The sequence below is a fragment of the Candidatus Binatia bacterium genome (assembly GCA_029243485.1).
Taxonomy (GTDB): Bacteria; Desulfobacterota; Binatia; order UBA12015; family UBA12015; genus VGTG01.
On sequence record JAQWRY010000037.1, the window covers coordinates 40846 to 53520 of the forward strand.

10 protein-coding genes and 4 pseudogenes are annotated in these 12675 nt (G+C 64.0%); 6 read left to right on the forward strand and 8 right to left on the reverse strand.

From position 1 onward, the window contains the following. Window positions 1-31 precede the first annotated feature (31 nt). Window positions 32-946: pseudogene (locus tag P8R42_12020) on the forward strand (porin). Here the strand turns inward: P8R42_12020 and P8R42_12025 are convergent. From P8R42_12025 to P8R42_12050, 6 genes and pseudogenes are all read right to left on the reverse strand, one after another. Next, complete coding sequence (locus P8R42_12025) at window positions 906-1283, reverse strand: aspartate 1-decarboxylase (protein ID MDG2305352.1); 378 nt, start codon at window positions 1281-1283, stop codon at window positions 906-908. The pseudogene P8R42_12020 and the gene P8R42_12025 sit on opposite strands and share 41 nt — an antisense overlap. Before the next feature lie 149 nt (window positions 1284-1432). Next, window positions 1433-2254 (reverse strand): annotated as a pseudogene (gene panC / locus P8R42_12030) (pantoate--beta-alanine ligase). A gap of 54 nt (window positions 2255-2308) precedes the next feature. Beyond that, window positions 2309-3097: pseudogene (gene panB / locus P8R42_12035) on the reverse strand (3-methyl-2-oxobutanoate hydroxymethyltransferase). Between the two features lie 152 nt (window positions 3098-3249). Then, window positions 3250-3936, reverse strand: a complete 687-nt coding sequence (locus tag P8R42_12040; GenBank protein ID MDG2305353.1) for a deoxynucleoside kinase — start codon at window positions 3934-3936, stop codon at window positions 3250-3252. A gap of 60 nt (window positions 3937-3996) precedes the next feature. Continuing rightward, window positions 3997-4221 carry a hypothetical protein gene (locus P8R42_12045; GenBank protein ID MDG2305354.1) on the reverse strand — a complete coding sequence of 75 codons (225 nt, stop codon included), beginning with the start codon at window positions 4219-4221 and terminating at the stop codon, window positions 3997-3999. 214 nt (window positions 4222-4435) lie between these two features. Continuing rightward, on the reverse strand, window positions 4436-5374 hold the full coding sequence (locus tag P8R42_12050) for a methionyl-tRNA formyltransferase (GenBank protein ID MDG2305355.1): 939 nt from the start codon (window positions 5372-5374) through the stop codon (window positions 4436-4438). Between the two features lie 127 nt (window positions 5375-5501). On the opposite strand from P8R42_12050, the gene P8R42_12055 reads away from it, so the two are divergent. Next, complete coding sequence (locus tag P8R42_12055; GenBank protein ID MDG2305356.1) at window positions 5502-5939, forward strand: PKD domain-containing protein; 438 nt, start codon at window positions 5502-5504, stop codon at window positions 5937-5939. A 65-nt stretch (window positions 5940-6004) separates the two neighbouring features. Here the strand turns inward: P8R42_12055 and P8R42_12060 are convergent, their stop codons facing one another. Beyond that, entirely contained in the window at window positions 6005-6739 is a 735-nt protein-coding gene (locus P8R42_12060; protein MDG2305357.1) for an N-formylglutamate amidohydrolase, read from the reverse strand. Then, window positions 6736-7307 (reverse strand): annotated as a pseudogene (locus P8R42_12065) (dienelactone hydrolase family protein). The gene P8R42_12060 and the pseudogene P8R42_12065 overlap by 4 nt, the downstream one beginning before the upstream one ends. Window positions 7308-7556: 249 nt before the next feature. On the opposite strand from P8R42_12065, the gene P8R42_12070 reads away from it, so the two are divergent. The 4 genes from P8R42_12070 to P8R42_12085 all read left to right on the forward strand — a co-directional run bounded on the left by P8R42_12070 (window position 7557) and on the right by P8R42_12085 (window position 12634). Then, complete coding sequence (locus tag P8R42_12070; protein MDG2305358.1) at window positions 7557-8336, forward strand: IclR family transcriptional regulator; 780 nt, start codon at window positions 7557-7559, stop codon at window positions 8334-8336. Window positions 8337-8601: 265 nt separating this feature from the next. Then, window positions 8602-9351, forward strand: a complete 750-nt coding sequence (locus P8R42_12075; protein ID MDG2305359.1) for an electron transfer flavoprotein subunit beta/FixA family protein — start codon at window positions 8602-8604, stop codon at window positions 9349-9351. A gap of 19 nt (window positions 9352-9370) precedes the next feature. Continuing rightward, window positions 9371-10330, forward strand: coding sequence for an FAD-binding protein (locus P8R42_12080; protein ID MDG2305360.1), 960 nt, complete (start codon window positions 9371-9373; stop codon window positions 10328-10330). Between the two features lie 81 nt (window positions 10331-10411). After that, window positions 10412-12634 carry a (Fe-S)-binding protein gene (locus tag P8R42_12085; GenBank protein ID MDG2305361.1) on the forward strand — a complete coding sequence of 741 codons (2223 nt, stop codon included), beginning with the start codon at window positions 10412-10414 and terminating at the stop codon, window positions 12632-12634. The last annotated feature ends 41 nt before the right edge of the window (window positions 12635-12675 follow it).

Genomic DNA, 12675 nt, shown 5'->3' on the forward strand with positions numbered 1-12675 from the left:
CGGCAAGTGGAGCTTCACGTGGGACGAAGGCCTGTATCTCGACTCACCCGAACAGTACGGGACCTTCAAGCTCGGAGGGCGACTCCAAACCGACGCGGGCGTCGTCATCCCCCGTGCGGCGATAGACCAAGAATTCGGCATGGGAGGCTCCGCTGCGCGCGCCGTCGTCCGCCGCGCTCGCTTCTACGTGTGCGGCACCACGGGCAAGCACGTCGCCTGGAAGCTCCAATACGACTTCGCGAATCAGCTGTTCGCCGACATCTACCTCGCGCTCCGCGAGATCGGCCCGGTCGACCTCGTTTTGCTGGGCCACTTCAAGGAACCGTTCTCCCTCGAAGAGTTGGTGAGCAGCAATCAGACCGTGCTCATGGAACGCGGCCTTCCAAACGCGCTTCTCACCGGCAAAAAGACGGGAGCATCCGCGTTGCAGGCGTTCCTCGACAACCGCCTCACCTTCCAGATCAGCATGTTCGCCGACACGTCCAACGTCGAGCAACTCGGCGACACCTTCAGTCAGACGGGTTCCGGCTTCGGAGTCGAGGTCGCTTACACCGCGGGTCGGCTCTACACGCAGAAGGCGGGGATTCTGACCAAGGCGGCGGTCGTGGACCAGGGAACGCGGACGTTTCACGGCCTCTACGTGCTGGCCGCCTGGCTCCTCACCCACGACCACCGACTGTTCGAGGGACAGCGCGGGATCTGGGGACGTGTCACGCCGCGGTGCGATGCGTTCACTTCCGGTTGCTGAGGAGTCTGGGAGGTCGCCGCACGCTTTTCACGTCTCGACCACGAGAGCGGCGCGTCCCGCGGTGGGATCCTGAACGACACCACGCTCGGACTCAATTGGTACCTCACGGACACGACGACCTGCCGCCGATCAATCTTGGGTCAGGCCCCAGCGCCGATCAGACGGCGACGACCGCGCCTACTGCACTCTGGTGTTTGATCCGGTTCTCGTCGTCGACCATTACGATCATCGGCTTGTGGGCGCGCGCGGCGTCTTCTTCGATCCACGTGAACGCACCGATGATCAAGAGATCTCCCTCGGAGACCTTCCTGGCGGCCGCTCCGTTGACGCAAATTACGCCGGAGTCTGGCTCGCCTTCGAGCGCGTACGTCTCGAAGCGCTCACCGTTGGTGACGTTCCAGATCTGAACGGCCTCCCACTCGAGGAGGTCCATTCCTTCCATCAGCGTCTTGTCGACAGTGATGGACCCCTCGTAGTGCAGGTCGGCGCCGGTGACGGAGGCGCGGTGGATCTTGCCTCGCAGGACTTTGCGCATGGGCTGAGTCTTGGCCATGACGATGCTCATCAGCGTCCGGACGACTTCGCGTAGAGCGCGGCCGTCGGGACCTGGTGCGAACCCGACACCCGGTCGGTGTCGGAAGATTTCGTGATGAGGTCCGGGCTCACATCTGAAGGGTCGACCCGGACGTTGTCGATGAGGCGGACGCCGCCCAACCAGATCGCCACCGCAAGCTGAACGGGCCGCTCGAGATTCGAGACGGCTTCGAGGGAGTCGACGTCGACGATCCGGGCATACTCCACGGTCGCCCGCGGCTCAGCGGCGAGAGACGTGCGCACCACGCTCTCTACGCCGGCCGAATCGCGCTCACCATCGGCGACCGCCAACCGCGCGGCGTCGAGTGCCTGCGGCACGCAGATCGCGGCCATGCGCGATTCCGTATCGAGTCGAGCGTTGCGGCTCGACAGAGCGAGGCCGTCCTTTTCTCGGACGGTCTCTCCGCCAACGACGTCGATCCCGAAATCGAGATCGCGAACCATCCGTCGGACGACGGCGAGCTGCTGATAGTCCTTCAATCCGAAAACGGCGACGTCCGGCTGAACCGCGTGGAACAGCTTGCTGACGACCGTCGTGACGCCGCGGAAATGTCCGGCGCGATGTGCGCCACACAGATCATCCGTGAGCCGCTCGACATCGACCGTCGTGACGAAATCATCGGAGTACATCTGTCGCGGATCCGGCGTGAACAGAACGTCGACGCCTTCCTCTGCGAGCAGGCGACGATCGCGTTCGAGGTCGCGGGGATACGAGACCAGGTCGTCTTCGCGGTCGAACTGAATCGGATTCACGAAGATCGAGACGACCACACGGTCGCCGCGCTCGCGCGCCTGGCGAACCAAAGAGAGATGCCCCTCGTGGAGATAGCCCATCGTCGGCACGAAGGAGACGGTGAGACCGGCGCCGCGCTGACGCGCGGACCAGGTGCGCATCTCTTCGATCTTCGATATCTGCTGGAGTCGATCTCCGGCACGCTCTGCGCTGCCCTTCACGTGGTAGCACTCATCGTCGCTCGGGAAGGCGCCGGTGTTCACCTCGTCGACGTAGGTTTCGACGGCCTCGGTGATCTGGCGACCCAGGTTCGCGTACCGGCGAACGAAGCGAGGCACCTTGCGCTCGCCCGTGTCGATTCCGAGCAGGTCGTGCATGACGAGCACCTGGCCGTCGCAGTGCGGGCCGGCACCGATGCCGATCGTCGGGATGTCGACGGTTTCCGTGATCTGTCGCGCGAGGTCGAGAGGCACGCCCTCGATCACCATCGCGAAGGCTCCCGCCTCGGCGACCGCGCGGGCATCCTCGAGCACCTTCTGCCGGCTCGCGTTGTCGCGCCCCTGCACGCGGTGTCCTCCCATGCGGTGCATGGCTTGCGGAGTGAGGCCCACGTGGCCGAAGACCGGAATCTCCGCATCGACGAGCGCGCGGATCTTTTCGGCCTGAGCGACTCCGCCTTCGAGCTTCACGGCACCCGCACCGGCCTTTAGGAACTTGCCGGCGTTCACGAGCGCGTCGTTCGTGGTCAGGTACGACCCGAACGGCATGTCGCCGAGCACCATGGCTCGCGTGTTCGCCCGAGCGACCAGCCGGGTGTGATAGACCATCTCTTCGAGGGTGACCGGCAAGGTCGACCCTTCCCCCTGGACGACCATGGCGAGGCTGTCGCCCACGAGAAGAATGTCGACGCCGGCGCGATCGATGAGGCTCGCGAACGTACAATCGTACGCGGTAACCATCGTCAGGCGGCGTTCCGACCCTTTCGAAGAGAGAATTTCCGGAACAGTGATTGGTGCGCTCACGACCTAGACCTCCCGGACCGAAGCGGAAGGCGGTGAGCGTCGGCGGAAGTTAGCCCGACTGTTTCACCCGGAACCACCGTGCAGGCTCTGCAGCGGGGCTCTCTATTCTCCGTCCCGGTCCAGCTATCCGTCGCTCTTTACGAGTCGACGGGCTATCTGGATCCCAGCGGTATGTAATGCTGCACACCTCTTCGCGCGCTCCGGATCTCCCGAATCAGGTCGACGCGTTCGTCGCCATTTTCGAGAAAATCGATCGCGGAACAATTCACGACTAGAAGAGGTGCTTCCTCATACGAGTGGAAATACGTCCTGTACGCTTCCGAAAGTGATTCCAGGTATTTTGGCGAAATGTGACGCTCAAAATCCCGGTTTCGTTTTCTCAGTCGCGCTTGCAGAACTTCGTAGCTGGCCTCGAGGTAGACTACGAGGTCCGGCTTTCGGAACTGACTATCATCGTTTTGCGCCAACGCACCAGAGAGTTCGCGGTACAAAGCAAACTCCATCTCCGCCAGTGTGAGGCGTGCGAATATCTCATCCTTTGCGAGAAGATAGTCACTGATCACCGGCCGGGCAAGGGCCTGATTCTCGGCCCCGAGAGCCTTTATTCTGGACTGCTGGGTTCGCCTTAGGGTCAGGAATTTCAGCTGTGCAGCAAGCGCCCACCTGGCCTGCTCCCCGTAGAACGAACGCAGGAACGGGTTCCGGTCGGCGGGGTCGAGTTCCTCCTGGGCACCGAACTCGAGAGACAGGATCTTTGCGAGCGAGGTCTTGCCGACCGCGATCGGTCCCTCGACCACGATGTAGGGGGATCCCCCGAGCAGCGAATCTTCGGGTGCCACGGGCGCGGACGCTACCACAGCCTTCGGAAGATCCGAACCGGTCGCGTCGCCGGGCGTCGCCTACGACTTCTCAACGATCCCGTCGAGCGTCGGCGGGATGACGGTGTCTCGCTTGGGCTCGAAACGCAGCGCGCACTTCTCACAGCCGAGGCCGATCGTCTCGGTCGCGTCGATCCCCATCCCCATGAGGCGACTGTAGGTCACGTCGACGAAGTTGCAGTAGGGTTTCAGATCGGCGGCGTCCTGCGCGGCGTACCACTTGTTGACCGCGCACTCGTCGAACACGAGCGAAACCTCGCCGTCATCACCACGCTCGACGTGCCAGACGAAGTCGTCTGCGAACTCGCGCTTTTGCGAACGCCTTGCCTGGGACTCGAGGTAGAGGCGACTCGGCGCCGTGAAGACGAGCGAGGGTCGGATGCGCCTTGCGCAAGAAGTACTCGAACGCCCGATTCGTCATGCCGCAGGCTCCTCCCCGGCCACCTGGGGCCGGACCTCCTCATACCTCTCCGTCCCCGAACGCCGCGCCGACCGACAGACCGAGTCGCTGCGCCGCCTCGGCGGCCGGGAGCTTTTCCTTCCCCACCCGCATCTTGGCGATGGTCAGAGTGCCCGCGTCCGCCCCGGAGCCAACCGCCACGGTGAGGCCGCCGTCCCCGACGCTCACCACCGTGCCCGCCGGTACCGCGGAATCCGGCGCCGGCCCCCGCTTCGCGCCATACAAGCGGCTCTGCTCCCCACCCGCCCGGGCATGCGCACCCGGCTGAGGGTCACAGCCGCGAATCAGGTCGTAGACCTTCTTGGTCGGCTGGTTCCAGTGGATGCAGCCGTGCTCGTCCCTGCAGAGGGGCTCGTAGGTGGCCTCGGACTCGTCCTGGGCGACCCGCGGCGCCTTGCCCGCGGCGATGAGATCCACGGACTCGACCATACCCGCGATGCCGGGCTCGAAGATCTTGTCGAAATACAGCGAGGCTCCGGTGTCGTCAGGCGAGATCTCGATCTCCTCCTGGAGCAGGATCGGCCCGGTATCGATGCCCGGATCGGTCCAGAACACCGTGAAACCGCCTCGGGTCTCCCCCGTGATGAGCTGCCACGCGAGCGCGCTGCCGCCCCGGTAGCGGGGCAAAAGCGAGGGGTGAAAGCAGATCGACCCGTGCTTCGGCGCGTCGATGACCGCCTGGGGGATGATCTTGGTGACGAAGGCCAGGACACCGACGTCGGCCTCCGCCGCCTTCACCTGCGCCTCGACCTCCGGTGTCTTGTAGCTCGGGGGGGTGTGGAGCGGGACGCCGGCCTTTTCCGCCTCGGCGGCGAGCGGGTCGGCCCGGTCACCCCTGGGAGCGGGCGCGTAGACCGCCGCAATGTCGTGACCACAATCCCGGAGTCCGACCAGCACTCGCTGGCCGAAGGCGGCTTGCCCGAAGAGCACGATTCGCATGACCCAAAGAGCTACCACGGCGAGGCTTTCTGTTTCCAAGGCTCGGAGGCGGTGGTACATCTGGGAAGATCGGCGGGCAGCTGTGGCCCGCATCCCAAGAATTGATTCCCGGAGGAACAAGCACAAGATGAGAGCGTTGCGATCGTGGAGCATCACCCTGGCCGGATGCATCGCCGGCACCACCCTTCTCCTCGCCGGCTGCACCCAGCCCGACACCGCCGACACACCGACGCCGGCGGCCGAGGCACCTGCCGCGACGGAACCTGCCGCCGCCAAGGCGAGTGCCGTTCCGATCATCATCGACGAACTCTACGTCGACGCGGAGGCCGAGCCCGATGAAGGGACCCCGCCGCTGATCGTGATGTTCACGTCAATCGTGGAGGACCACACCGGCGACTTCACCTGCGAGTGGGACTTTGGGGACGGCACACCCAAGTCGAGCGAGCTGAACCCGAAGCACACCTACAAGAAAGAGGGCGACTTCATCGTGACCCTCGTCTGCAAGGACACGAAGGGCGTCGAGGGCGAGACCGAGATCGACGTCACTGTCTACGAGTACGAGTAACGCTCGTCCGCTCTACGGCGGATGTGAACGGCCCGCCGCGCACTGCACGGCGGGCCGTTTTTCTCTCAGTCCAACGCGTCGAGGGCAGCGGCGAGTTCTGCCGCGACGCTTCGGCAGGCCTCGTCGGTGCGGATGAGGGCGTTGTTGATCTCGAGTTCGACGTAACCGATGCCGTGCGCCCGCCCATGGCGACGCGCGGCATAGATGAGTCCGTCGAGACCCGAGTAAGGCTGGTTGTACCTCACGATGAAGCCTCGGCCCTTGAGCGCCAAGCCCAAACCGCGCGCCAGCGGCTCGTGGTCGTCGAAGAGAACACCCATGTCGAGCCGGCGCGTCCGACCGTCCATCGCCGGCGTGAAGCTATGGAGGGAAAGGAGCCGGACCGTGCGCCCGTCCGCCTCGCGGCGCGCGCGCGCGACCATCCGGTCCACCCGGTCGTGGTACGGCTCGTGGTAGAGCGCCAGTCGCCGGCGTCGTTCGACCTTCGTGACCTTGGCGTTGGCCGGGATCATCCGGCCGTCACTCCTCTGCGGGATCAGCGACGCTTCGTCGGGCGTCCGATTGCAGTCGACGAGGAGCCGCGAGTACTTCGACGCCACGCTCGGCGCCCCGAGCTGCTCCGCCACCGCCTTCATCACAGCCGCCGCTCCGACGTCCCAGCCGATGTGGTCGCGCAAATCCGCGCGTGCGAGGCCGAGCGTGCCGTATTCCCGCGGCACGGCGCAACCGCCGTGCTCGCACGTGAAGACCCAACTCGACTCGCGCGCATCACCCCCTGCCCGCCCACGCGACACCGTCACGTGGCCAGATGGTCCTGGAGGAGAGCCGGGAGCTTCTGCCACGCGTCTGCCGCAGCGGCCTCCTGATAGGAAGGACGCTCGTCACAGAAGAATCCGCGAGCGCCACCGTCGTACAGAACGCCCTCGGCCGAGCCCGGCACCTCGGCGAACTTCGCCTTCACGGCATCCACCTCGTCGAGCGGGATGAAGCCGCCCTTCTCCCCGAACAATGCGACGATCGGGCACGAGAGGTCCCCCGCCTGATCGAGGAGCCCGCCGATGCCGCCGCCGTAGAACGTCGCGGCCGCCTGGAGCCGGAGATTGCAGTCCGTGAGGAAAGTCATCCTGCCGCCCATGCAGAAGCCGGGCATTCCGATGCGATCGCCGCGGACGGCGAAGCATCGACCTCCGAGAGGATGCCTTCGTCGGCCAGAGTGCTCATCAGGCCGATCGCCTTCGGAAGATCCGAATACTCGGCCAAGCCGTCTTCCGAGCGGTAGTAGAAATCGGGTGCGATCCGGACACAGCCCTCCGCCGCAATCCGATCCGCGACGCTTTTCATCTGCCTGTTCAGGCCAAAGGCCTCCATCGCGACCGAAACGCCAGGAAACGGCCCGGATCCGGCCGGAGAGGCCACGTGAGCGGCCATCGAACCGTCCTTCGTGGCGATCCGGATGTCCTCGGTTTTGATCTCCATCACTCTACCCCCCGTCTTCTCTAATGATTTTAAAACAGGGCCCCAAGAGGCCGACCCACTTCGTTTGACACACCCCGACTCCGAGCTTACCTTAAAACAGCTTTATGGAAGGGCCTTGCCGGCCCGTCGGAGCGCCCTAACATGGTTCGCCGCGAGAAGACCAATTACGTCATTCAATCCGTCGCGCACGCGCTCGACGTACTCGAACAATTCAGCGGCGATGTCGATGAATTAGGCGTCACCGATCTCTCGAAACGACTCAAGCTCCACAAGAACAACGTCTTCCGATTGCTCGCAACACTCGAGTCGCGTGGTTACATCGAGCAAAACAAGGCTACGGAAAACTACCGTTTAGGCATTCGCTGCCTGCAGATCGGCCACACCTACCTCGGGCAGATGGGTTTGCTTCGCCAGGCGCTGCCGATCATGGAGAGCGTCGCGAAGGATTGCGAGGAGACGATCTACCTCTCGCAATTACGACGAGGCGCGGTCGTTCCCGTACAAGCCGTCGAAGCGGATCAGCCGGTTCGAACAGTGTCTCTACTCGGACAGTCGCTTCCGCTGCACTCGACTGCTGCGGGCAAGGTTCACCTCGCGTTCGAGTCCGAAGAGGAGATCAAGAACTCTCTTCCAGAGACGCTGACGAAGCACACCGACCGCACGATCACACGGCGTGTCGAATTGATCGCCGACCTGCGCGCGGTCGCCGAACGCGGGTACGCCCTCGACTCGGGCGAATACCTCGCCGACCTCGGATCGATCGCCGTTCCGATCCGCGATTACACCCGCGCGGTCGTCGGCAGCCTCTCGATCATTGCCCCCGAGTACCGTCTGACCGCGAAACGCGTCGAGCAGGAAGTGGCGCCGGCGGCTCTCCGAGCCGGGAAAGACCTCTCCAGCCGCCTCGGCTACAACCCCTGACCGCCCCGCCCCGCCCCGCCGGCCCGACGCCGACACGCGGGCTGCTGCGCACGATCGGGGCGTGGGAGTCACTGCCGGGTCGGCCGAAACCGGCAAAAAGTGACGACTAAAGAAACCGCGGAGATTAAAGAACGTCCCCACTTTGGGAACTCACCTCTGCCGCGCTGCGTTGACAGGCGGGGGCAGATTGCTACCAGACGGGGGAACACCTCGGGTAAGTTTTTCTTTCCCCCCGAGGGTATTTCCATAAGGAGGAAGCGTCGGCGTGAAGATTCTGGTCCCCATAAAGCGGGTTCCTGACCCGCAGACCAACATCGTCGTAAAGCCCGATGGAACGGGCATCGTCGAGGACAATGTAAAGTTCGTCATCAACCCTTTTTGTGAGATCGCTCTCGAAGAAGCGCTCCGCATCAAGGAGGCTCAAGGAGAGGGTGAAGTCGTGCTCATCTCCATTGGGTCGACGGACTCGACCGAGCAGCTCCGCACGGCGCTCGCGATGGGCGCCGACCGCGCGATCCTCGTGATCACCGACGGCAAGCTCGACCCGGCCCGCGCGGCCGAGGTGCTCGCGAAGCTCGTCGAGCAGGAGTCGCCTGAGCTCGTGGTCCTCGGCAAGCAGTCCATCGACGACGATGCCAACCAGACCGGCCAGCTTCTGGCCGCCGCGCTCGATTGGCCTCAGGCCACGTTCGCGTCGAAGGTCGACATCGAAGGCCAAGACGTCACGGTCATCCGTGAAGTCGACGGCGGTCTCGAGACGATCGCGTTCACGCTGCCCGGCATCGTGACGTCCGATCTGCGTCTGAACGAGCCGCGCTACGCCTCGCTCCCGGGCATCATGAAGGCCCGAAAGAAGGAGCTGAAGGAGATCCCCCTAGCCGACCTCGGCGTTTCGGCGGATCCCAAGGTGAAGCAGCTCAAGGTCGAGTCTCCTTCGAAGCGCGAGGCGGGCAAGACCGTCGAGACCGTGCAGGAGCTCGTCGAGCTTCTCCACACTGAAGCCAAGCTCATCTGACGGCGGGAGAACGAGTTCCATGAGCAAGAATCTGGTTTACATCGAACACGCCCACGGCAAGGTCCAAAAGGCCTCGGCGGTCGCATTGGCCGCCGCCAACAAGTCAGGCGGAGACACAGTCGCCCTCGTCCTCGGACAGGGAGTCGACGAGGTCGCCGCTCAGGCTGCAAAGCTCGGCGTCTCAAAGGTCATCGTCGTCGACGATGCCCGGCTCGAGAACTACCTGGCCGACATCCACGCGAAAGCGGTCGCCCAGGTCGCCAAGGCCGAGGGATCCGAAAACGTCGTAGCGGGTGCCACCGCGATCGGGAAGGACCTCTTCCCCCGCGTTGCCCACCTCCTCGAGGCCGGAATGGCCAGCGAGATCACTGACGTGAACGACGACGGTTCACTCGTTCGTCCCACCTACGCCGGCAACGCCATGGCGACGGTGACGATCGAGACGCCCACCAAGGTCGTCACCGTTCGCGGTACCGCCTTCGAGGCGGTCGAGGCGGGCGGCAGCGACGCCCCGGTCGAAAAGGCCGAACTCGCAGCCGACGTGGCCAGCAAGATGCGCTTCGTCGAGTTCGCCGAGACGAAGAGCGACCGTCCGCAGCTCACGGAGGCCACGATCGTCGTCTCCGGCGGCCGCGGGCTCAAGTCGGGCGAGAACTTCACCGAGGTTCTCGAGCCGCTGGTCGACGCCATGGGCGCCGCCATGGGCGCCTCGCGCGCCGCGGTGGACGCGGGCTTCGTGCCCAACGATCTCCAGGTCGGCCAGACCGGCAAGGTGGTCGCCCCCCAGCTTTACGTCGCCGTCGGCATTTCCGGCGCGATCCAGCACCTCGCTGGCATGAAGGACTCCAAGGTGATCGTCGCGATCAACAAGGATCCCGACGCCCCTATCTTCTCCATTACCGACTACGGCCTCGTGGCAGATCTGTTCAAGGCCGTGCCGGAGATGACGGAAGAAGTGAAAAAGCTAAAAGCCGGCTGATTTTTCCGCTATAACGCGCGGCTCCAGCGCAGGCTGCCGGATCCCTCGGCAGCCTGCCTGCTTTTCTGAGGGGGAGGCACCATGGAGGACCTGCAGGACCTGAACCGGGGTGAGACGCGCGAGATCTTCTGGAACGCACCAGAGATCTTCAAGGAGCACTTTGTCGAGCTCTTCGACTTCATCGTGCTCGGCCTGCCCTTCGTACTGTTCGGCCTCTGGGGCGCCACGATCATCTACCCGCTGTACCGGTGGTACGCGATCGTGCAGAAGGGCCAACCCGAGAACCGGTTCGACCAACTCGGGATCCGATTTCAACGGATGCTCTTCGAGGGCGTCGGTCAGGGTCGCGTCGTTCGAGAGCCCTCCGGCATCGCCCATCAGGTTCTGTTCGTCTCGTTCTTGATCAGCTTCCTCGGCACGTCGCTCATCACGGTCGAAGCGGACACGACGCTCGACTTCTACTTCGGCGCTTTCTACGGCGTCTACAAGTTCATGATGGATCTGGCCGGCGTCGGCCTGATCGGCAGCTCGGGGTACTTCCTGTACCGCCGCTACGCCGCGCCCACCCGCGCGCTCGAGCAACCGAAGCAGATGGTCGACAACTTCGAGAACGAGTCGGGGTACGGCTTCCCCCTGACGATGTTGTTCCTGATCGGGATCACGGGCTTCATGCTCGAGTCTTCGCGCATCGTCGCCGAGCCGAACAGCGCCGTCGGCCTCGCCTTCGTTGGTGGCCCTTTGGCCGAAGTGTTCCGCGCGATGGGGACCGGCGAGGCGTTCCACCACTGGGTGTGGATCGTGCACATGATCATCGTGCTCTCGTTCCTTTACTCCCTCACGTCGACGAAGCTGCGGCACATGTTCATCGCGCCGGTGAACATCTTCTTCAAACGCCTCGGCCCCGGCTATCGCGCGACCCCCGTCACCGACTTCGAGAACGCCGAGACCTTCGGCGTCGAAAAGGTCGAAGAGTACAGTTGGAAACAGTTGCTCGACATGGCGGCCTGCCTCGAGTGCGGCCGTTGCACCCTCAACTGCCCCACCGTAAACACGAACAAGGCGCTGAATCCCAAGCACCTCGTGATGCGACAGCGCGAGCAGCTCGTCGCGCGGCACGGCATCTCGTTCCTGTCCGCACAGATGGCCAAGTTCACGGCCAGGGACGCGGGCGGTGCCGATGACGCCGACACCGGAGGCGAAGGCGGCGACATCGCCCTTCGCGAAATCGGCAGCGGCAAGCCTCTCATGGGCGGCGAAGACGGCCAGGACGATGCATGGCTCGCCCAGGCCGACATGATCAACGACGTCGCCACCGAAGACGTCGTCTGGGGCTGCACGACGTGCGGCTGGTGCGAGGAAGGCTGCCCGGTCGCGATCGAGCACATCCAGCGCATCGTCGACATGCGGCGCAACGGCGTCCTCATGCGCGCAGAGTTCCCGCAGGATCTCGCGAAGTCCTTCAAGGGCACCGAGAACCAGTCGAACCCGTGGGGCATCGCCGCCGACCAGCGGGCCGCATGGGCGACCGAGATGAACGTCCCGCAGATGGCCGAGATCGGCGAGGACGAGAAAGTCGACGTTCTGTACTGGGTCGGCTGCGCCGGTTCGTTCGACGAGCGCAACCAGAAGACATCGAAGGCCCTGGTCAAGATCTTCCGCCAGGCGAACATGAAGTTCGGCATTCTCGGGATGGAAGAGAACTGCACCGGCGAGCCCGCTCGTCGCCTCGGCAACGAGTACCTGTACTTCTCTCTCGCCTCGATCAACGTCGAGACGCTGAACCGATACAAGTTCGACACGATCGTCACGCAGTGCCCGCACTGCTTCAACACGATCAAGAACGAGTACCCGGACATCGGCGGCAACTTCAAAGTGATGCACACGACCGAGTTCATCGAGAGCCTCCTCGAGCAGGGCAAGATCAAGCTCGAGAAGGACTTCATGCAGAAGCGCCTCACGATGCACGACCCGTGCTACCTCGGGCGCCACAACAACATTCACGAAGCGCCGCGCAAGATTCTCGATCAGATCCCCGGGATGGTTCGCGAGGACGTCGAGAACTCTGGCCGCAAGACCTTCTGCTGCGGCGCCGGCGGTGGGCAGTTCTGGAAGGAAGAAGAACACGGCACTGCGCGCATCAACGAGACGCGCCTCGATCAGCTGATGGAAGCGAAGCCGGATACCGTCGCCGTCGCGTGCCCGTTCTGCACGACGATGATCACCGATGCGACCAAGGCAAAGGGCATCGAAGAATCGGTTCAGGTCAAAGACGTCGTCGAGATCGTCGCCGACTCTCTTGAATAGCTCCGCCCGAGCACCGCGAAGCGCGCGCCCTGCCCTCTTCG

Bases quoted from the DNA above. Each gene is read 5' to 3' on its own strand.
- P8R42_12080 (MDG2305360.1), top strand. From the start codon at position 9,371: ATGAGCAAGAATCTGGTTTACATCGAACACGCCCACGGCAAGGTCCAA.
- P8R42_12025 (MDG2305352.1), bottom strand. From the start codon at position 1,283: ATGCGCAAAGTCCTGCGAGGCAAGATCCACCGCGCCTCCGTCACCGGC.
- P8R42_12085 (MDG2305361.1), top strand. From the start codon at position 10,412: ATGGAGGACCTGCAGGACCTGAACCGGGGTGAGACGCGCGAGATCTTC.
- P8R42_12070 (MDG2305358.1), top strand. From the start codon at position 7,557: ATGGTTCGCCGCGAGAAGACCAATTACGTCATTCAATCCGTCGCGCAC.
- P8R42_12055 (MDG2305356.1), top strand. From the start codon at position 5,502: ATGAGAGCGTTGCGATCGTGGAGCATCACCCTGGCCGGATGCATCGCC.
- P8R42_12050 (MDG2305355.1), bottom strand. From the start codon at position 5,374: ATGCGAATCGTGCTCTTCGGGCAAGCCGCCTTCGGCCAGCGAGTGCTG.